Source organism: Sphingomonas sp. CV7422, from assembly GCF_027945725.1.
GTDB lineage: Bacteria > Pseudomonadota > Alphaproteobacteria > Sphingomonadales > Sphingomonadaceae > Sphingomonas > Sphingomonas kyungheensis.
Window position 1 is genome coordinate 1,243,310 of the sequence record NZ_CP115900.1, and the last position, 19,874, is coordinate 1,263,183.

Annotated in this window: 21 protein-coding genes and 2 tRNA genes; 13 read left to right on the top strand and 10 right to left on the bottom strand. The window is 68.6% G+C overall.

The genetic code is table 11. The features are described from left to right. Window positions 1–22 precede the first annotated feature (22 nt). Window positions 23–1,114 carry a DNA polymerase IV gene (gene dinB / locus PBN85_RS06070; protein ID WP_037530330.1) on the bottom strand — a complete coding sequence of 364 codons (1,092 nt, stop codon included), beginning with the start codon at window positions 1,112–1,114 and terminating at the stop codon, window positions 23–25. A 68-nt stretch (window positions 1,115–1,182) separates the two neighbouring features. Between dinB and PBN85_RS06075 the strand changes: the two genes are divergently transcribed. Continuing rightward, window positions 1,183–1,845 (top strand): cysteine hydrolase family protein, encoded by a 663-nt coding sequence (locus PBN85_RS06075; protein WP_271300456.1) that lies wholly within the window; start codon window positions 1,183–1,185, stop codon window positions 1,843–1,845. A gap of 101 nt (window positions 1,846–1,946) precedes the next feature. Here the strand turns inward: PBN85_RS06075 and PBN85_RS06080 are convergent, their stop codons facing one another. The 3 genes from PBN85_RS06080 to PBN85_RS06090 form a co-directional block, all read right to left on the bottom strand. Further along, entirely contained in the window at window positions 1,947–2,399 is a 453-nt protein-coding gene (locus PBN85_RS06080) for a hypothetical protein (RefSeq protein WP_271300457.1), read from the bottom strand. A gap of 24 nt (window positions 2,400–2,423) precedes the next feature. Further along, window positions 2,424–2,500, bottom strand: a tRNA-Arg gene (locus tag PBN85_RS06085). Window positions 2,501–2,620: 120 nt separating this feature from the next. Next, window positions 2,621–3,259, bottom strand: coding sequence for an acyltransferase (locus PBN85_RS06090; protein ID WP_271300458.1), 639 nt, complete (start codon window positions 3,257–3,259; stop codon window positions 2,621–2,623). Between the two features lie 292 nt (window positions 3,260–3,551). Here PBN85_RS06090 and PBN85_RS06095 point away from each other — a divergent pair, with 292 nt between their 5' ends. Beyond that, window positions 3,552–3,791 (top strand): hypothetical protein, encoded by a 240-nt coding sequence (locus PBN85_RS06095; RefSeq protein WP_152542032.1) that lies wholly within the window; start codon window positions 3,552–3,554, stop codon window positions 3,789–3,791. A gap of 117 nt (window positions 3,792–3,908) precedes the next feature. After that, a complete protein-coding gene (locus PBN85_RS06100; protein WP_271300459.1) occupies window positions 3,909–4,493 on the top strand; it encodes a hypothetical protein in 585 nt (194 codons plus the stop codon). Between the two features lie 173 nt (window positions 4,494–4,666). On the opposite strand, the gene PBN85_RS06105 is transcribed toward PBN85_RS06100, so the two are convergent. Continuing rightward, window positions 4,667–4,743: transfer RNA gene (locus PBN85_RS06105), tRNA-Pro, on the bottom strand. Window positions 4,744–4,884: 141 nt separating this feature from the next. Between PBN85_RS06105 and pnuC the strand changes: the two genes are divergently transcribed. Then, entirely contained in the window at window positions 4,885–5,457 is a 573-nt protein-coding gene (gene pnuC / locus PBN85_RS06110) for a nicotinamide riboside transporter PnuC (RefSeq protein ID WP_271300848.1), read from the top strand. Continuing rightward, on the top strand, window positions 5,454–5,978 hold the full coding sequence (locus PBN85_RS06115; protein ID WP_037530335.1) for an AAA family ATPase: 525 nt from the start codon (window positions 5,454–5,456) through the stop codon (window positions 5,976–5,978). Before pnuC ends, PBN85_RS06115 begins: the two co-directional genes overlap by 4 nt. A 32-nt stretch (window positions 5,979–6,010) precedes the next feature. On the opposite strand, the gene PBN85_RS06120 is transcribed toward PBN85_RS06115, so the two are convergent. Next, window positions 6,011–6,892, bottom strand: coding sequence for an SH3 domain-containing protein (locus PBN85_RS06120; RefSeq protein WP_443026781.1), 882 nt, complete (start codon window positions 6,890–6,892; stop codon window positions 6,011–6,013). A 196-nt stretch (window positions 6,893–7,088) separates the two neighbouring features. On the opposite strand from PBN85_RS06120, the gene lepA reads away from it, so the two are divergent. Beyond that, entirely contained in the window at window positions 7,089–8,912 is a 1,824-nt protein-coding gene (gene lepA, locus PBN85_RS06125) for a translation elongation factor 4 (RefSeq protein ID WP_037530336.1), read from the top strand. Window positions 8,913–9,174: 262 nt separating this feature from the next. Here lepA and PBN85_RS06130 read toward each other — a convergent pair whose 3' ends face one another. The 4 genes from PBN85_RS06130 to PBN85_RS06145 form a co-directional block, all read right to left on the bottom strand. Further along, complete coding sequence (locus tag PBN85_RS06130; protein ID WP_037530338.1) at window positions 9,175–9,594, bottom strand: hypothetical protein; 420 nt, start codon at window positions 9,592–9,594, stop codon at window positions 9,175–9,177. Window positions 9,595–9,801: 207 nt separating this feature from the next. Then, window positions 9,802–10,092 carry a hypothetical protein gene (locus tag PBN85_RS06135; protein ID WP_271300461.1) on the bottom strand — a complete coding sequence of 97 codons (291 nt, stop codon included), beginning with the start codon at window positions 10,090–10,092 and terminating at the stop codon, window positions 9,802–9,804. Window positions 10,093–10,184: 92 nt separating this feature from the next. Further along, on the bottom strand, window positions 10,185–10,637 hold the full coding sequence (locus tag PBN85_RS06140) for a YaiI/YqxD family protein (RefSeq protein ID WP_037530342.1): 453 nt from the start codon (window positions 10,635–10,637) through the stop codon (window positions 10,185–10,187). Window positions 10,638–10,643: 6 nt separating this feature from the next. Continuing rightward, window positions 10,644–12,392 carry a DEAD/DEAH box helicase gene (locus PBN85_RS06145; RefSeq protein ID WP_271300462.1) on the bottom strand — a complete coding sequence of 583 codons (1,749 nt, stop codon included), beginning with the start codon at window positions 12,390–12,392 and terminating at the stop codon, window positions 10,644–10,646. Between the two features lie 410 nt (window positions 12,393–12,802). Here PBN85_RS06145 and PBN85_RS06150 point away from each other — a divergent pair, with 410 nt between their 5' ends. The 7 genes from PBN85_RS06150 to mtnP all read left to right on the top strand — a co-directional run bounded on the left by PBN85_RS06150 (window position 12,803) and on the right by mtnP (window position 19,872). Then, window positions 12,803–14,059, top strand: coding sequence for an MFS transporter (locus PBN85_RS06150; RefSeq protein ID WP_271300463.1), 1,257 nt, complete (start codon window positions 12,803–12,805; stop codon window positions 14,057–14,059). Between the two features lie 259 nt (window positions 14,060–14,318). Next, window positions 14,319–15,557 (top strand): arsenic transporter, encoded by a 1,239-nt coding sequence (locus PBN85_RS06155; protein WP_271300464.1) that lies wholly within the window; start codon window positions 14,319–14,321, stop codon window positions 15,555–15,557. Window positions 15,558–15,620: 63 nt separating this feature from the next. Further along, window positions 15,621–15,956 carry an iron-sulfur cluster insertion protein ErpA gene (erpA, locus tag PBN85_RS06160; protein ID WP_037530349.1) on the top strand — a complete coding sequence of 112 codons (336 nt, stop codon included), beginning with the start codon at window positions 15,621–15,623 and terminating at the stop codon, window positions 15,954–15,956. Between the two features lie 3 nt (window positions 15,957–15,959). Next, window positions 15,960–16,730 (top strand): exodeoxyribonuclease III, encoded by a 771-nt coding sequence (xth, locus tag PBN85_RS06165; RefSeq protein ID WP_271300465.1) that lies wholly within the window; start codon window positions 15,960–15,962, stop codon window positions 16,728–16,730. Next, window positions 16,727–17,524, top strand: coding sequence for a transporter (locus PBN85_RS06170; RefSeq protein WP_271300466.1), 798 nt, complete (start codon window positions 16,727–16,729; stop codon window positions 17,522–17,524). The genes xth and PBN85_RS06170 overlap by 4 nt, the downstream gene beginning before the upstream one ends. Before the next feature lie 90 nt (window positions 17,525–17,614). Next, window positions 17,615–19,009, top strand: coding sequence for an amino acid permease (locus tag PBN85_RS06175; protein ID WP_271300467.1), 1,395 nt, complete (start codon window positions 17,615–17,617; stop codon window positions 19,007–19,009). Further along, window positions 19,006–19,872: an S-methyl-5'-thioadenosine phosphorylase gene (gene mtnP, locus PBN85_RS06180; protein WP_271300468.1), complete on the top strand. Its 867-nt coding sequence runs from the start codon at window positions 19,006–19,008 to the stop codon at window positions 19,870–19,872. Before PBN85_RS06175 ends, mtnP begins: the two co-directional genes overlap by 4 nt. Window positions 19,873–19,874: the final 2 nt, after the last annotated feature.

The window sequence follows — 19,874 nt, forward strand, 5'->3', positions numbered from 1 at the left end:
CCGGACCTGCCGCGCGCCCGCGCTACAGCGGCAGGCTCGCTTGTTCCGCCGCCGCCACCTCGCCGTCGCGGACGATGCCCGACAGCGTCAGGCCGAGCAGCCGCACGCCGTCCGGCACCGGCAGCAGCGCGTCGAGCAGCTCCCCGCCGATCCGCAGGAAGGCGGCGGGATCGCCGACCGTCGCGGTGAGCGAGCGGGCGCGGGTCAGCGTGCGGAAATCCGCATGGCGCAGCTTGAGCGTCACCGTCCGTCCGCGCGCGCCCGACCGTTCGATGCGGACCCATGCCGCCTCGGCGACGCGCGCCAGCGCCGCATGTAGCTCGGCGCGATCGGTCAGGTTGGTCTCGAACGTCCGCTCCGCGCCGACCGACTTGGCGACGCGATGCGAGCGGACCGGGCGGTGATCCTCGCCGCGCGCCGCGGCATAGAGATACTGGGCGTAGGAGCCGAAATGCGCCTGGAGGAAGGGCAGCGGCCGGTCGCGCAGATCGGCACCGGTATGGATGCCGAGCTGCTCCATCCGCGCGGCGGTGACGGGGCCGACGCCGTGGAAGCGCTTGACCGGCAGCGACGCGACAAAGGCCGCGCCCTTGTGCGGCGGGATGACGCAGATTCCGTCGGGCTTGTTCTGGTCGGAGGCGAGCTTGGCGATGAACTTGTTGTAGCTCACCCCGGCGGAGGCGGTGAGGCCGGTGTCGGCACGGATGCGCGCGCGGATCTCCTCCGCGATCGCGCTCGCCGACCCCAGACCGCGCACGTCGGCCGTCACGTCCAGATAGGCCTCGTCGAGCGACAGCGGTTCGACGGCATCGGCATAATCGGCGAAGATCGCGCGGATCTGCTGCGAGACCGCGTGATAGACCTCGAACCGCGGCCGTACGAAGACGAGATCGGGACAGCGGCGGATCGCCGTCACCGACGGCATCGCCGATCGCACCCCGAAGGCGCGCGCCTCGTAGCTCGCCGCTGCGACAACGCCGCGCGCGCGCGATCCGCCGACCGCGACCGGTCGGCCACGCAGCGTCGGATCGTCGCGCTGTTCGACCGACGCGAAAAAGGCGTCCATGTCGACATGGATGATCTTGCGCTGCGGAACCGGTTCGGCATCGGCCATGATCCCGTTTCGTTCCAAAATCATGACAGATCAAGGCGGCGTGCGACGAATGGGAGTAGGGGACGGTCATGGCCCAACCCCGATTGCCCGCCGCCGCGGGCCACACCGCCCTCGTCATCATCGACATGGTCAATGCGCTCGACTTCGACGGGGCGGAGCGCCTGCGACCGGCGGCGGAGGCGGCGGTCGCCCCGATCCTGGCGCTTCGCGATGCGGCGGATCGGGCGGGGGTGCCAGTGATCTACGTCAACGACAATGACGGCCAGTGGCATTCGCAGCGCGACCGGCTGGTCGAGACGGCGCTGTCGCGCAACACGCCGGGGCGCACGCTGACCGAGGCGCTGCGCCCGCGCGACAGCGATTATTTCGTCATCAAACCGCAATTCTCCGGCTTCTACGCGACCAACCTGCCGGTGTTGCTGCCGCAGCTCGCCGCGAGTCGGCTGGTGCTGACCGGTGTCGCCGCCGACATCTGCGTGCTGTTCACCGCCGCGGATGCGCATATGCGGCAATATGAGCTGTGGGTGCCGGCGGACGGCGTGGCGGGCGACGATCCCGATCGCACCCGCTGGGCGCTCGAGATCATGAAGAACAGCATGCAGGCGGAAACGCGGCCGACCGACGCCTTCACGCTCGACGCATGGATCGCCGCCGCGAACCGACACGATTGTCCGTCGTGCAATCGGGGTGACCGAGGTTGCAATTGTCGCGGAAATGCAGCGGCGACATAGGCCTGTCGACGCCGCGATCCCGCGGCATCGATGGGAAATCGCCGTGTTCAGCCTGATCGTCCAGCTCGTCTCGCTCCGCCGCGCGCGCTGACGCGTCGCGCCTATTCGGCGTCGGCGAGTGCCGCCCGAACCTCCTCTTCGCTGACTCCGAACGCGCCGGCCAGTCCGGCGACCGACGCGCCGCGCTTGGCGAGTTCGCGCATCCGCGCGACATCGACCACCGTCGTGTAGCCACGCGTATCGCGCTGTTCGCGCACCACGTCCTTGCGACCGGATCCACGACGCCGCTGCGCCGCGGCGGCATGCGGATCGCCCTCGGCGAGCTGCTGCTCCGCCACGCGCCGCTCTTCGCGCGCGGCCTCTCGGGCGCGGGCCTCTTGCTCGCGGGCGGCGGTGCGGTCCTTGAGCCGCTGTTCGCTCTCACCCGCACGCGCCTGCGCCCGCGCCTCGCGGGCGGCGGCGCGTTGGGCGGCGCGATCGTCGAGACCGAGATTGCTGCGTACCCGCAGCCCGGCAGGCGAGGGCGTTCCCCAGCTCTTGTCGACCACCGACATGGCTCCGCTATGACAAGTCAGAAATGGCGCGCCCGGAACGATTCGAACGTCCGACCCTCAGATTCGTAGTCTGATGCTCTATCCAGCTGAGCTACGGGCGCTTGGGGCCGCGGCAGATGCCGCAGCCGATCGGGAAGTCATGAACCACCGTGCCTCCCGAAGACAGGGTGTGCGAGCGGCTTTGGCCAAAGCGCCGCGGTTATGCAAGCGCGAAATGCGCGTCAGGCGACGCGGCGGACTCCTTGGCCCGCGAATGTGCCGACCGGCTCACGCGCCGGCTGCTTGGGCTGCGCGGGCGCCTTGCCGTCGCGCCATGACGGATCGCTGCGGTTCGCGAGCGTGCGGAAACGGCGGGCGCGGACAGTGCCGGAGGCGCTGGCCATGTTGAGGTAGAGGCCGTTGGGCTCGGTATCCTCGGTGACCAGCGACTTGGCGCCGATGATGCAGCCAGGCGCGATCGTCACGCCGGGATTGATCGTGCAATCCGCCATCACCCAGGTGCCGGCCTTGATCGTGATCGGCGCGACCTCGATCGACGGCGACGAGCGGCGCGCTGGATCGCCGCTATGCGGATGGCTGCTCGCGGTGAAGGTGCAGCGCGCCGCGACGCGGGCGCCGTCCTCGATCGTCAGCGTGTCGCCGCCGTCGAAATAGGCTTCGTTGTTGAGCATCGCATTGCGCCCCATGACGAGGTCGGCGGAGGCGAGCCAGCAGGAATGCCGCACCGTCGCCGTCGGATGGATGCGGGCACCGGCGAAGTTGAGCAAAGCGCGTCGCATCCGGTCGGACAGGAAACGCGATCCCTGTACGCGAAGGATGACGGAGCGCAGCTTCGTCCGTTTCCATTTCGTCTCGGGCATGAGGCTTTCGCTCCCTACGGCGCCAGAAGGAATCTTGCTGTCGCTCAGACAGCAAGGCTGACATATAGGTTAATGAACGATTTGTCATTCAGTCGTTCCCCCACTCGCCCCGCGAATCCACCGATCGACCGTCCGGGTGGCGGTGCCCGCCGAAACGGGGTGTGATCTGCCAATACGAAGGGATCGGTAAGCGCCGCGATGCCACCTGCGGGTGTATCACTGATATGGCACACTTATCGCATGGCGGATCGCGACGACCATCGTCCACCGATGGCCTGTCGGGGAGACGATCATGCCTTATGACCAGATGCCGATCCTGATGCTGGCACTGACGACAGCCTTGTCGCCGGTGGACGCCCATGCCGATGCCCGCGCCTATGCCGTGTCGTACAAGCCGGCGCGCGACGTCTATTGCATCCGCTTCTTCTCCGACACGATGCGCGATCCGCGGCCTAATACGCCGGCGCCGACCTGCATGACGCGGGCGAAATGGGCGCGGCAGGGTGTCGGCATCGTGCACCGGCGGCGCTGATCGTCCCGCGGCGGCGGTGGCCTGCAATAGGGCCGGACCGGCTTGGCACAATCGCCGACATCGTTACACTCGCCGCCGCCGGATCGGGCAGACTCGACCGGGACAGGGAGAAGGATGATGATCGGAACATTCGCGATGTTCGTCGCCGGTCTGGCGTCGGGTGCGCCTGACCAGGCCGTGCCGGCCCCGGCACCGGCGGCGCAACCCAGCATCTTCGACAAGGCGGTCAATGCGCCGGGGATCGGCTGGATGCCCTACGGCCCCAATCAGACCGCTCATCAGGTCGCGGCGGCCGAGGTGCCCGGCGGCAATGCGGTGCAGATCAAGGTGGCCAAGGCCGGCGCCAACGTCTGGGACAGCGGCGCGAATTATCCGACGATCAAGCCGATCGCCGCGGGCGATACGATGATGGTGATGATCTTCCTGCGCGCACCCAATGCCACCGACGCCGCGCCGGTCACGATCCCGGTCGGGGTCGGCGGCGCCGCACCGCCCTATACGCCGATCACCAGCGAGCCGATCAAGGTCGGTCCGACGTGGAAGCGCTATTATGTGTCAGGCGTTGCGAACGAGGCCTATGCGCCGGGCAAGGCGAACCTGTTCGTGCAACTCGCGGGTGCCAAGCAGGTGATCGAGGTCGGGCCGGCCTTCCTGATCGACCTCGGTCCGAACTTCGATCGATCCAAGATCCCGCACAATTGAGTCGCTCGACAGAAGGGGCGGGGGCGCGGCGTCGCTTCCGCCCTGACGGTGTCCAGCGGAATCCCCGTAATACCCAAACACGCGAGCGTCCCGCGCCGCGCTGGCTTTCGTAAGGTTATATCTGAGAAGGGAGGCTGCGGCCCCGCATGGGGGGATGTGCGCGGCTTAGAAAATGGTCGGGAAGAGAGGATTCGAACCTCCGGCCCCTGCCTCCCGAAGACAGTGCTCTACCAGGCTGAGCTACTCCCCGACGGAGTCCGTCCGGTGCCCTTCGAAAGGGTCCGTCCGTGCTTGGAGGCGCGCCTATAGCCAGCGTCGAAGGGGGATGCAAGCGCCGGATTCACATGCTTGCGAAATCGTCGCACGAGGCTCTAGGGGCGGCGACGTGAACATGGTCGAAGCGCTCGCCGCTGCCCTCGTCATCGTCAACGTCGCGCTGGTCGCGCGGCGCAGCGTCTGGAACTATCCGGTCGCGCTGGTCGCGGTGGCGATCTACGCCTGGGTCTTCGCGACCGCGCGCCTGTACAGCGATGCGCTGCTGCAGGGCGTGTTCTTCGCCGCCAATCTCTACGGCTGGCGCAACTGGGCGCACAGCCGCGCGACGGCGGGGACGGTGATCGTCACGCGACTCGCACCCGTCGCGCGGATCGGCTGGCTCGTGGCGATCGTCGCCGCGGCCTGGGGCTGGGGGCTGCTGATGCACCGGTTCACCGATGCCGCTTATCCGTGGTGGGACGCGGCGCTGGCGATCGCCTCGGTCGCGGCGCAATGGTTGCAGGCCCGGCGCGTGATCGAGAGTTGGTGGCTGTGGATCGCGGTGGATGTCGGCAGCGTGCCGCTCTATGCGGCCAAGGCGCTGTGGATCACCGCCGCGCTCTACGCCGTGCTGCTCGGCCTGGCGATCTGGGGGTGGATCGACTGGCGCCGGGCGGCAGTGCGGCAAGAAGGAAAGGTTCGCGCATGATTCCGCGCTCGATCTGTCTGCATGGCCCGGAAAGCACCGGCAAGTCGACGATGTTGCCGCGTCTGTCGCAACATTTCGGCGGGGCGCCGTGCGTCGCCGAGTTCGGCCGCGCCTATACCGAGGCGTTCGGCACCGACCTGACGATGGCCGATCTGGTCGAGATCGGCAAAGGCCATGACGCCAAGGTCCGCCATGCCCTCGCCGACCGCAATTATCCGGTGATCACCGACACCGATCCGCTGATGACCGCGGTCTGGGCGGAGATGCTGTTCCACCGCCGCGACCCCTGGTTCACGACCTGGACCAACACCGCCGACATCTATCTGCTCTTCGACATCGACCTGCCCTGGGTCGAGGACGGCACGCGGATGTTCGGCGACGAGGCGGCGCGCCGCAAATTCTTCGAGCTCAGCAAGGCAGTGCTGGAGGAGCGCCGGCTGCCCTGGGCACTGGTTTCGGGACAGGGCTCGGCGCGTTATCTCAGCGCGCTGCGCGGGATCGAATCGCTCGCGCAGGGGTGAGGGTGGGGGAGCGCGGCGCTCCCCCGGTCGGATCAGCTCGACGGCGCCAGCTTGGTGTTGAGCACCCAGCCGACATTGTCATTCTCGTCGGCGACCTCCCACCACAGGCCGTCCTGCTTGCCGGTCGGATAGACGATCGCGCCCACCGGCAGCGCGCGCAGCACCTTGCCCGCGGGCGTCGCGGTGGCGCGCAGCGCGACGGGGGCCTGGGCGGTGAAGGTCTTCTTGGGCGTCGCCTCGGCGGTACCGGCCGATCCCGGCGTGACGAGACCGAGCCCGGTGACGAGCTTGCTATACGCCTGGATGAACGACAGCGTGACGATCCGCCCCATGTCGGTATTGTCATAGCCGCCGCCCGCCGCCCCGGCGACCGACAGGAAGCCACCACCGCCGAAGCTGAGGTTGTTCTTGGCGGCATAGCCCTCTTCGGTCGCGACCGTTTCGGTGGTGCGGACGTTGGTCAGCGACAGGACGGTGTTCGCCTCCATCTTCTTGCTCTTGAGCCCGCCGAGCAGGCCACCGATCGCGCCGCCGATCAGCCCGCCCGCCGCGCCGGCGACGCCGTTGCCGCTGACGTTGCTGTTGGCGCCCTGGATCTCGGCGACGAGCACGTAATCGGCCACCTTGATCTGGCCCTGGCCGACGTTGGCGCCGCGCTGCAGGCCGAGATTGCCGCCGATGTTGCGTTCGATCTGCGCGGCGTTGAGCCCGGTGCCGCGATCGACCAGGTTGAAGCAGCCCGAACGCTGGACGAGCACCTTGAGCAGCTTCGACGGCGGCGCGAGATCATATTGCGTCCACCAGCGCGGATCGTCGCCGTCGGCGATCGCCAGCGTGCCGAGCTTGCGCAGGCAGTGCGGCACCTCGGCGGCGGTCTTGTCCTGAAGCTTCTGACCGACCGATTCGCGCGCCAGTTTCCGCGCATCCGCGCTGGACACGACCAGGCACACGCCGGCCAATGCGGCGATAAGCTGTTGCTTCCTAACTTTTCTGATTCTCCCCAAGCGTTGATCATGCTCGGGACACCGCCAAAGGAGCCCCCTTTGATCGGCGTCGCGGAGCCTTCGGCATCTAGCACCCGGGCGGATCGTGCGCTAGGCGCGGGGCCTTATGACGACCTCCCCCGACACCATCCGTAACTTCTCGATCATCGCGCATATCGATCATGGCAAGTCGACGCTCGCCGACCGGTTGATCCAGCGCACCGGCGGCCTCTCCGACCGCGAGATGTCGAGCCAGGTGCTCGACAATATGGAGATCGAGAAGGAGCGGGGGATCACCATCAAGGCGCAGACCGTGCGCCTGTCCTATCCCGCCAAGGACGGCGTCACCTACACGCTCAACCTGATGGACACGCCCGGCCACGTCGACTTCGCCTATGAGGTGAGCCGCAGCCTCGCCGCCTGCGAGGGCGCGCTGCTGGTCGTCGACGCCGCGCAGGGCGTCGAGGCGCAGACGCTCGCCAACGTCTATCAGTCGATCGAGCACGACCACGAGATCGTGCCGGTGATCAACAAGATCGATCTGCCCGCCGCCGAGCCCGAACAGGTCCGCAAGGAGATCGAGGACGTGATCGGCATCGACGCGTCGCAGGCGGTGCTCGCCAGCGCCAAGTCGGGGATCGGCATCGACGAGATCCTCGAGGCGATCGTCACCCGCATCCCGCCGCCCAAGGGCGATGCCGACGCGCCGCTGAAGGCGATGCTGGTCGACAGCTGGTATGATCCGTATCTCGGCGTCGTCATCCTCGTCCGGGTGATGCAGGGCGTGCTGCGCAAGGGGCAGCAGGTCAGCTTCATGCAGGCGGGCACGACGCATCTGGTCGATCGCGTCGGCTGCTTCCGGCCGAAGATCGAGCAGCTCACCGACCTCGGCCCGGGCGAGATCGGCTTCATCACCGCGCAGATCAAGGACGTCGCCCAGGCGCGCGTCGGCGACACGCTGACCGACAGCAAGCGCCCCGCCGCCGAGGCGCTGCCGGGCTTCAAGGAGGTCCAGCCGGTCGTCTTCTGCGGCCTGTTCCCGGTCGACGCCAACGACTTCGAGAAATTGCGCGAGAGCATCTCCAAGCTGCGGCTCAATGACGCGTCGTTCAGCTTCGAGATGGAGACCAGCGCCGCGCTCGGCTTCGGCTTCCGCTGCGGCTTCCTCGGCCTGCTGCATCTGGAGATCATCCAGGAGCGGCTGACGCGCGAATATGACCTCGACCTGATCACCACCGCGCCGTCGGTGGTCTATCAGATCGAGCTGACCCATCCCGATCCGGCCGGCATCACGCAGATCGACCTGCACAATCCCGCCGACATGCCCGACGTCAACAAGATCAAGACGATCAGCGAACCGTGGATCAATGCGACGATCTACGTGCCCGACGAATATCTCGGATCGATCCTCAAGCTGTGCCAGGACCGCCGTGGCATCCAGAAGAATCTGACCTATGTCGGCGGCCGCGCGCAGGCGACCTACGAACTGCCGCTCAACGAAGTGGTGTTCGATTTCTACGATCGGCTGAAATCGCTGTCGAAGGGCTATGCCAGCTTCGACTATACGCAGATCGGCTATCGTGAGGGCGACCTCGTCAAGATGAGCATCCTCGTCAACGAGGAGCCGGTCGACGCCTTGTCGATGATCGTCCACCGCGGCACGGCCGAGGTGCGCGGCCGCGGCATGGTCGAGCGGCTGAAGGAGCTGATCCCGCGGCATCTGTTCAAGATCCCGATCCAGGCGGCGATCGGCGGCAAGGTGATCGCGCGCGAGACGATCAGCGCGATGCGCAAGGACGTCACCGCCAAATGCTATGGCGGCGACGCGACCCGCAAGCGCAAGCTGCTCGAGAAGCAGAAGAAGGGCAAAGCCAAGATGCGCGAATACGGCAGCGTCAGCATCCCGCAGGAAGCCTTTATCGCTGCGCTGCGCATGGGTGACGAAGGATAGGGGCAGGCGGCCCAGGCTCTGGCGATCCGAAGACGCTTTGACCCATGAGACCGGCGACCGGCCGGTACAGGTCGTCGGCGGCCCGTGCAGATTGGCGACGGCGGATTAGAAACTCAAAATGTGATACGCCAGACCCGGTACGGCGTGTCGACCATGGGCGAAATGCGCTAACCCAATTCCGCCGGAGCGGCGGGTGCGGTGACCGCGGACCGCGTGGCGGTAAACGCCACGCGTCACGTCAAATGGATATCACCGCCACCGATCACATATAGCTGGCAGGGTTGGGGCTCGGCATCTTGCACGCGCGCGACTTGCCGCGCTTGCACGCCGCAACCTGATCGCGCCAATCGGCCATCGCCATCGCATAGGCGCGCTCGCGATCGGCTTGCAGCGCGGTGTCGGCCGCGATCGTCTGCCGACGGGCGCGCATCGCCGCGCGATACCGCCGCACGTCGCGCTGATAGCGCGCCTCATTGGCGGCGTTCACCGCGGTGACCGCCCCCGTATCGAACCGCGCGACCGCATCGACATGCTGGTTGGCCGCGGCGGTTTCCGGCGCGGTCTGCGCCGCGACGGCATCGTCGCGCTGCTGCTCGGCGGTGGAGGGCGCGGACGTCGTCGTCTGCGCGGCGACGGGAAGGGCGGCGATCAGCGCGACGCCGATCAGGACGGAACGAACCATGGCGAATACTCCTCGCAAGATGCCCGCGATAATGGGCGGCGGGGAGGTTGGTTCCCGTAACGGGGGCGGTACGATCGTGGGGAGATCGGCTAAGCGACCCGCTGGGCTCGGGTCACGGCATGATGACAACGACCCCCCGATCCACCGAAGCACCGTCGATCCGTCGCCGAAAACATTCGTCTCTAGCGGTTCATCTCGAACCGGTTGTTAACCTGCTGCCAACACACGCTTGATGGCTTCCCGTATCTCCTTCTCGATGCTTTCCCACTCACTCTTTGGCAGAGCGGCGAACTGCTCTTTGGTGAAATGGTGGCGGGCGAGAATGTTATCCCTGATCCGGTCGAAAGGCGTCTTCTTCGCTTCCTTGAGAAAGGCGGCTGCCCAATCATCCGCGCGAGAGAATGCATTGGCCACCGCAAGCGGAGCGATAGCCGCCCGGATGCCAATGGTTTGAACAAAATTTGGCGTAGTGCCGCCAATATGCAGAGGATAGGACATCGCAGCCTTCTCGACCGAGAACGTCTTTGCTACGTCTAATTATAGACAGAGCGTCGGCAGAACCGTTCAGCCTAGAAGCGTCGCAGGCGATGTCACCGCGTCAACCGCACCAACGCCGTGTCCAGCGCCTGCAGGAACCGGCTGCGGTCGGCGGCGGCGAAGGGCTTGGGCCCGCCGACCTGGTCGCCGCCGGCGCGCAGGTCGGCCATGATCGCGCGGGTGGCGATCGCGCTGCCGATCGAGGCGGTGGTGAATGGCTTGCCGGTCGGCGCCAGCACCGTCGCACCCGCTTTCAGGCAGCGGTCGGCGAGCAGGATGTCGGCGGTGATCACCACCGCCTGCGCATCCGCCGCCGCGGCGATCCAGTCGTCGGCGGCGTCGAAGCCGTCGCCGACCACGATGCGGGTGATCAGCGGATGCGCGGGAATGCGCAAATGGCTGTTGCTGACGATCGTCACCGGCACCGCGCGGCGCCAGGCGACCTTGTAGACCTCGTCCTTGACCGGACAGGCGTCCGCATCGACCAATATGCGCACGCCCGTCATCGCCGCTTAGCCGCGCGGGCCCTTGCGGTACGGCTTGGCCTGATGCCGCGCGGGCGCGCCGCCGGGGGCAGTGCGGCTGCGCGGGGCACCCGTTCCGCTGCGCGGCGCGCGCTCCGCCCGGTCGGCGCGGTCGCGGCCGCCCGCCTCACGCGGATTGCCGGTGAACGGGACGATCTGCAGGCTGCCCTCGTCGCTTTCCGGATTGGCGGTACGCTGCACGCTGGCGAGCACACGGTCGGCGACGGTGCGCGGCACCTCGAAGATCGTGTCGTTCGGGTTGATGCGGATCGCGCCGATCTCCGCCTTGGTGATATGGCCGCGGCGGCAGATCAGCGGCAGCAGCCAGCGCGGGTCGGCATTCTGGCGACGGCCGATGTCCATGCGGAACCAGACGGTATCCTCGAAGCCGGGGCGGTGGCCCTGCGTCCGGTCGGACTGCTGCGGCGCGGCGCTGTCGAGCAGGTCCTCCGCCTGCGGCATGGCGGCGCGATGCGCGTGGACCAGCGCGGCGGCGATATCCTCCGGGCTCTTTTCGGCGATCAGGCGCGCGGCGAGCGCGCGATCCTCGTCGTCGAACTCGATCGGCGCGAGCAGCGTGGTGATCAGCCGCTCGCGATCCTGCGCGCGGATATCGTCGGCGGACGGCGCCTTGATCCAGTCGCAGGCGATCTTCGCCTGCTTGAGCATCATGTCGACGCGGCGGCGGCGCGGATAGGGCACGATCAGCACCGCCGTGCCCTTCTTGCCGGCGCGGCCGGTGCGGCCCGAGCGATGCTGGAGCGTCTCGGCATCGCGCGGCAGCTCGACGTGGACGACGAGGCTGAGGCTCGGCAGGTCGATGCCGCGCGCGGCGACGTCGGTGGCGACGCAGACGCGGGCGCGCCGGTCGCGCAGCGCCTGCAACGCCTGGTTGCGCTCGTTCTGGCTGTGCTCGCCGGACAGCGCGACCGCCGCGAAGCCGCGCTCGACCAGACTGGCGTGGAGGTGGCGGACGTTGTCGCGCGTCGCGCAGAACAGCATCGCCGTCTCCGCCTCGTGGAAGCGCAGCAGGTTGATGACGGCATGTTCGATGTCGGCGGGCGCGACGGTCACCGCCTGATAGGCGATGTCGCCATGGCCGCGATCCTCGCCGACCGTCGAGATGCGCAGCGCATCGCGCTGGTAGCGCTTGGCGAGCGCGACGATCGGGCGCGGCATCGTCGCCGAGAACATCAGCGTTCGGCGCTCGTCGGGCGAGGAGTCGAGAATCTGTTCGAGATCCTCGCGGAAGCCCATGTCGAGCATCTCGTCCGCCTCGTCGAGCACCGCGACGCGCAGGCTGGCAAGGTCGAGCGCGCCGCGCTCGAGATGGTCGCGCAGCCGGCCGGGCGTGCCGACGACGATATGCGCGCCGTGGCTCAGCGAGCGGCGCTCCTTGCTCGCGTCCATGCCGCCGACGCAGGTGGCGATGCGGGCATGCGCCTCCTTGTACAGCCACATCAGCTCGCGGCTGACCTGGAGCGCGAGTTCGCGCGTCGGCGCGATGATGAGTGCGAGCGGCTTGCCCGGCGGCGGCAGCGTGCCGTCCGCCATCAGCTCGCCGGCCATGGCGAGGCCGAAGGCGACCGTCTTGCCCGAACCCGTCTGGGCGGAGACGACGAGATCGCGGCCGGCGGCCTCGGGTTCGATCACCGCGGCCTGGACGGCGGTGGGCGCTTCATAGCCGCGCGCGACGAGCGCCTGGCCGAGCAGGGGGGGAAGGGAGGAAAAGGGCATTGGGGCAACCTAACGGAAAGCGGCGCCCCGACGGCTTGGCACGAGGCCAGAACCGGGGCGCGGCAGAGGACAGTACAATCGCGATGTTGAAATCGCGGGCCAATCGCGGGCGGCAATACGGACGCAATGTGGCGCTTGTAACGCGCGCATCATGGCCGTTTCCGTGACCCCAGAGACCCTGCACCGCCTAATCCGCGAAGCCGAGGCCGAGCGAGGCCGCACCGCATCCCCTACGCTGAATCGGTGCTTCGCGCAACTCGCTGCCGCCTATCGGCTCGAATTGCAGCGTCTTGTCCCCGATCGGCCATGACGGATAACATTTATCGGTCCGAAGCGGGATCAACTCGCACCGCGTCTCGTTGAGCGGCAACGCGTAAGCCTCGGGTGGCTGGACGCGGTGGAGACCGCCGATGGCCAGCCTAGCCCCTTCCGCCGCCACCGGCGGCCGCAACGCCAGACCGGCCGACGCCGGGCGGACGCTCGATGCGCTCAACTTCTTCCTGGCCGATGTGCGCGACGGGCTCGGGCCGTATCTCGCCATCTATCTGCTCGCGGTGCGCGGGCCGGCGCATGGCTGGAACGAGGCGACGGTGGGCGTCGTCCTGACCGTCGCGGGGATCGTCGGGCTGGTGTCGCAGACGCCCGCCGGCGGCCTGATCGACCGCAGCCGCAACAAGCCGCGCATCGTCATCCTGGCGGCGCTGCTGGTGACGCTGAGCAGCATCTCGCTGCCGTTCGTTCATGGCTTCGCGATGGTCGCGACGACGCAGTCCGTCGCCGCCGTCGCGGGCGCGGTGTTCGCACCGGCGATCAGCGCGATCACGCTGGGGCTGGTCGGCCCGAAGCTGTTCTCCAAGCGGGTCGGGCGCAACGAGGCGTTCAACCATGCCGGCAACGCCGTCTCGGCGGCACTCGCCGGGGCGCTGGCATGGAAGTTCGGGCCGGTCGTGGTCTTCTGGCTGATGGGCGGGCTGACCGTCGCGAGCATCTTCGCGGCGATGCGCATCCGCAACGACGATATCGACAATGCCGTCGCCCGCGGACTCGACTGCGAGCCGGACGAGGGCTGCGAGCAGCCCGGCGGCTGGAAGGTGCTGGTCGAGAACAAGCCGCTGCTGCTGTTCGCGGTGATCGCCTTCCTCTTCCACCTTGCCAATGCCGCGATGCTGACCTCGGTGAGCCAATTGCTCGCCAAGACGGTCGGCAAGGATTCGGCGACCTCGCTGACCGCGGCCTGTATCGTCGCGGCGCAGCTGGTGATGGTGCCGGTGGCGGTGCTGGTCGGCCGGAACGTCGATCAATGGGGCCGCAAGCCGCTGTTCCTGGTGGCGTTCGCCGTGCTCGCGGCGCGAGGGGCATTGTACACCCTGTCCGACGATCCGTGGTGGCTGGTCGGCGTGCAGGCGCTCGACGGCGTCGGCGCCGGCATCTTCGGCGCGCTGTTCCCGGTGGTGATCGCCGACCTGACCAAGGGCACCGGCCGGTTCAACGTCAGCCAGGGTGCGGTCGCCACCGCACAGGGCCTCGGCGCGGCGCTGAGCGCGACGCTGGCGGGGACGATCATCGTCGGCGGCGGCTATGCGGCGAGCTTCCTGACGCTCGCCGCGGTCGCCGGCGTCGGCCTCGCACTCTACGCGCTGGCGATGCCAGAGACGAAGCCGGCGTGAGGGCGGGCAGGGCGGCGGCGCCACCATCATCCTCCATCCCTCATCCCTCCGCAGGCGGGGATCCATGCCCGCGGTCCTTTCGAACCTCGGGCAGGCCGACGCGTCTGGATCAGCGTCTGCGCGGGGATGACGAGCGGGGCGAGACGTCTTTCTATGATGGCAGGATAAAGCCCGCCACCGCTTCCATTCTTCGGCTTAGACACCGCCGACCGGCAGGAACCGACATGATGACCACCCTCGACCCAAGACCCGTCGCGCGATGATCGCCACCGCCGCGATCTGCGCCGCCGCCACCGCCGGGGTGATCGTCCGCCCGTTCCGCTGGCCCGAGGCGGTCTGGGCGGTCGGCGGGGCGCTGCTACTGCTCGCCTTCGGGCTGATCGCGCCGGCCAATGCCTGGGCGGCGGTGCTCAAGGGCAGCGACGTCTATCTGTTCCTGATCGGCATGATGCTGCTGTCCGAGGCGGCGCGGACGCACGGCGTGTTCGACTGGGTCGCGCATCGCGCCGCGGCGGGGGCGAAGGGATCGGCGGTGCGGCTGTTCACGCTCGTCTTCCTCGTCGGCGTCGCGGTCACCACCTTCCTCTCCAACGATGCCACCGCGGTGGTGCTCACCCCCGCGGTCTATGCGGTGGCGCAGCGCGCCAAGGTCAAGCCGTTGCCGCTGCTGTTCGCCTGCGCGCTCGTCGCCAATGCCGCGAGCTTCGTGCTGCCGATCTCCAATCCCGCCAACCTCGTGCTCTACGCCAGCGACCTGCCGCGGCTCGGCGCCTGGCTCGCCGCCTTCGCACTGCCGTCGCTGCTCGCGATCGGCGCGACCTATGCGGGGCTGCGCTGGCTGTTCCGCAGCGATCTGTCGGGCAGTGCCGAACAGGGCGAGAGCGTCGCGCTGGAGGGCAATGGCCGCGTCGCGCTCGCCGGCATCGGCGCGACGGCGGTGCTGCTGACTATGGCCTCGGCGCTCGGCTGGGATCTCGGCTGGCCGACCTTCGGCGCCGGCGTCGCCACTGCGCTCGCCGTGCAGTTGCGCGCCCGGCAGTCGCCGCTGCCGCTGGTCAAGGGCGTGTCGTGGCTGGTGCTGCTGCTCGTCGCCGGGCTGTTCGTGATGGTCGAGGCGCTCGCCGAGACCGGGCTGATCGGCTGGCTCGCCGGGCAGCTCTCCGCGGCGGCGGCGCAGGACCCGCGCCTCGCCGCGGCGGGGGCGGGCGGGTTGCTCGCGGTCGGCGCCAATCTCGTCAACAACCTCCCCGCCGGCCTGATCGCCGCGCAGACGATCGCGGCGGCCCACCCGCCGGCGCTGATCGTCGATGCGTTGCTGATCGGCGTCGACCTCGGTCCCAATCTGTCGATCACCGGCTCGCTCGCGACGATCCTCTGGCTGATCGCGATCCGGCGCGAGGGCGAGGACGTCACCTTCGGGCAATTCCTGCGCGTCGGCGTGCTCACCACCGTGCCGGCGCTGATCCTCGCCATCGGGGTGCGCGTGCTGATCGGGTGAGGGGGCGGCGCCGGAACGCGGAGCGAACTTGCCCCGCCACGATCGCGCGCCTATCTCCGCCCCATGGCCACGTCACCCGACATCCTGCTCACCCCTGCCGCGGCGCGACGCGTCGCGACGATCGCCGGCAAGCAGAACAAGCCGGCGATCCTTCGCCTGTCGGTCGACGGCGGCGGCTGTTCGGGCTTCCAGTACAAGTTCGGCTTCGCCGACGCGCCCGACGGCGACGACGTGATCGCCGAGACGGACGGCGTGCGGCTGGTCGTCGACAGCGTCAGCATCGACCTCGTCCGCGGCTGTCAGGTCGATTATGTCGAATCGCTCGGCGGGGCGGCGTTCCGCGTCGACAATCCCAACGCCGCCTCGGGCTGCGGTTGCGGCTCCAGCTTTGCGATCTGACGGTTGAAGCTCGTCACCTACAACGTCAACGGGATCAAGGCGCGCCTGCCCCGGTTGCTCGAATATCTCACCGAACAGCAGCCCGACGTCGTCTGCCTGCAGGAGATCAAGAGCAGCGACGATAGCTTCCCGCATGCCGATATCGAAGCGCTGGGCTATGGTGCGGTCTGGCATGGCCAGAAGGGGTTCAACGGCGTCGCGGTGCTCGCGCGCGGCCAGGTGCCGGTCGAACGCCAGCGCGGGCTCGCGGGCGAGGCGGAGGACGAGCACAGCCGCTATCTCGAATGCGAGGTCGACGGGCTGGTCGTCGCCTCCATCTACCTGCCCAACGGCAATCCGCAGCCCGGCCCCAAGTTCGACTATAAGCTGCGCTGGATGGAGCGGCTGGCGACGCATGCCCGCACGCTGCTCGACGCCGAGGTGCCGACGGTGCTGATGGGCGATTACAACGTCATCCCCAACGACGACGACACCTTCTCGGTGCGCGCGATGGCGAGCGACGCGCTGATGCAGCCCGAAAGCCGCGCCGCCTATCGGCGGCTGCTCGCGCAGGGATGGACCGATGCGCTGCGCACCCGCCACCCGACCGGCGGCGTCTGGACCTTCTGGGACTATCAGGCGGGGGCGTGGCAGCGCGACGCTGGCTTCCGCATCGATCACCTGCTGCTCAGCCCGCAGGCTGCCGACCGGTTGGTCGATGCCGGCGTCGACAAGGACTATCGCGGCCGCGACAAGGCCAGCGATCACGCACCGACCTGGGTGCGGCTGACGTGAGGCGGATCGCCGCGGCGGGGGGCGTCGCGCTGACGGTGGTCGCCACCCCCGCGCTGGCGCAGCGCAGCTATTGCCCCGAACGGCCGGGATTGGATACGCCGGCCTGCATCATCGATCGCGGCAAGGTGTCGGTCGAGACCGGCGTGGTCGACTGGACGCTCGATCGCCAGCCCGACAGCCGCACCGATACGGTGCTGATCGCGGATACGCTGGTCCGCGTCGGCATCACCGACCGGATCGAGGCGCGGATCGGCTGGACCCCCTTCGGTCACGAACGTCAGCGCGATCGCCAGACCGGTCAGATCGATCGCTTCGACGAGAGCGGCGACGTCTCGCTCGGGTTCAAGGCCGGGTTACTTCATCCCGACGGCAAGGGGCTGGCGGTGGCGGTGCTGCCGTTCGTCACGCTGCCGGTCGGCGGCAGCACGATCGGATCGCGCGTCGCCGGCGGCGGCGTGCTGCTGCCGGTGACCTATCGCCTCAACGATACCGTCCAGCTCGACGCGACGCCCGAGATCGACGCCCAGCCCGATGAGGAGCGCGCCGGCCGCCATCTGCGCTACAGCAGTGCCGGCGGCACGACGATCAAGCTCAACAAGACGGTAGCGCTGTCGCTCGAGGCGCAGGTGATCCGCGACGAGGACCCGGACGATAGCGCGACGCAATGGCTGAGCGCCGCGTCGCTCACCTGGCGACCCAAGAAGGACTGGCAGTTCGATGTCCAGTCGACCTTCGGCCTCAACCGCGCCGCGCCGGACATGGAGCTGGCGGCGGGCATTTCGCGGCGGTTCTGATATTGTCAGCCCCTCGGCGAAAGGGGAGGGGCTAGTACAGCGCGGCCGCCACCGCCTATACCTCGCGCCTTCACGGGAGGGAGGGACCCAATGAGCCTGTTGCGTCGCAAGACGATCCAGCCACAGCCGCCCGGCCAGCAGCTCGCGCGGACGCTCGGCTGGCCGCATCTCGTCGCGCTGGGCGTCGGCGCGATCGTCGGCACCGGCATCCTGACGCTGATCGGCGTCGGCGCCGACCGTGCCGGCCCGGCGGTGATCGTCGCGTTCGTCGTCGCCGGCGCGATCTGCGCCTGTGCCGCGCTCTGCTATGCCGAGATGGCGACGCTGATCCCCGCCTCGGGCTCGGCCTATACCTACAGCTATGCGACGCTGGGCGAGGTGTTCGCCTGGGTGGTCGGCTGGAGCCTGATCCTCGAATATTCGCTCGTCGTCTCGACCGTCGCGGTCGGCTGGTCCGGCTATGCCGTCGGCTTCCTCAAGGGGCTCGGCGTCACCATACCCGCGGCGCTCGCCAATGGTCCGGGACTGGGCGGTGTCGTCAACCTGCCGGCAGTGGCGATCATCGCGCTGGTCGCCGGGCTGCTGATGCTCGGCACGCGCGAGAGTGCCCGGATCAACACCGTGCTGGTGCTGCTCAAGATCGTCACGCTCGCGCTGTTCGTCGGGGTCGCGCTGCCGCATTTCGATGCGGCCAACCTCCACCCCTTCGCGCCTTATGGCTATGGCAGTCCGACCGGCGCGGGCGGCGTCAAATATGGCGTGATGGGCGCGGCGGCGATCATCTTCTTTGCCTTCTACGGCTTCGATGCGATCTCAACCGCCGCCGAAGAGGCGAAGAACCCCGAGCGCGATCTCGCCATCGGCATCGTTGGATCGATGCTCGCCTGCACCGTCATCTATATGGTTGTTGCCGCCACCGCGGTCGGTGCGCTCAGCTACGCGCGCTTCGGCAGCAGTCCGGAGCCGCTCGCGCTGATCCTGCGCGAGCTCGGCCAGCCCAAGGTCGCGACGGTGGTCGCCGCCGCCGCCGCGGTGGCGCTGCCGACGGTGTTGCTCGCCTTCCTCTACGGGCAGAGCCGCATCTTCCTCGTCATGGCGCGGGACGGCTTCCTGCCGCCGGCGCTCGCCACGGTGAACAGGCGCGGCACGCCGGCGCGGATCACGGCGATGACCGCGGTGTTCGTCGCGATCATCGCCGGACTGGCGCCGCTCGACGTCATCGCCAGCCTCGCCAATGCCGGCACGCTCTGCGCCTTCGTCGCGGTGGCGGCCTGCGTGCTGGTCTCGCGGCGTCGCGATCCGGAGGTGCGGCGGCCGTTCCGTACGCCTGCGGCCTCTATCGTCGCGCCGCTCGCGATCCTCGGTTGCCTGTATCTGTTCACCAGCCTGCAGATCCGCACGCAGCTCGCCTTCCTGGGCTGGAACGGTTTCGGCCTGCTCGTCTACCTGCTCTACGCGCGCCGGCGGGCGGAGATCGCGGCATGAGCACGGGCTGGCATATCGGCATCATCGGCGGTTCGGGCCTCTACGATGTCGAGGGCGTCGAGGACGGCCGCTGGGTCGAGGTGACGACGCCCTGGGGCGCGCCGTCGGATGCGATCTTCAGCGGCCGGGTCGGTCCTGTCGCGGTGTCGTTCCTGCCCCGGCACGGGCGCGGCCACCGCATCAGCCCCGATGCGATCAACGCCCGCGCCAATATCGACGCACTGAAGCGGATCGGCGTCACCGATGTGCTCGCGGTCTCGTCGGTCGGCTCGCTGGTCGAGGCGCGGCGGCCGGGCAGCTTCACGATCGTTGACCAGTTCATCGATCGCACCCGCGGCCGCGCGGCGAGTTTCTTCGGCAGCGGCTGCGTCGCGCACGTCTCGATGGCCGACCCGGTCTGCCCGCGGCTCAGCGCCTTCGCCGCCGATGCGGCGGGGGCGGGGACGGTGCGTGGCGGCACCTATCTGGCGATGGAGGGGCCGCAGTTTTCGACGCGCGCGGAGAGTCACCTCTACCGGCAATGGGGCTGTCATGTCATCGGCATGACCGCGATGCCCGAGGCGAAGCTCGCCCGTGAGGCGGAGCTGCCCTATGCCCTGGTCGGCATGGTCACCGATTACGACTGCTGGCGGGCCGATACCGAAGCGGTCGACGTCGCGCAGGTGATCGCGCAGCTCGGCGCCAATGCCGCCCGCGCCCGCACGATGGTGATAAACCTGCTGCGCGCCTTGCCCGCGCAACGGCCGCCGTCGCCGATCGACACCTGCCTCGACCAGGCGATCATCACCGCCAAGAGCGCGCGGGATCCGGTGCTGGTCGAGAAGCTCGACGCGGTGGCGTGGCGCGCGCTGGGGCTGCGCTAGCG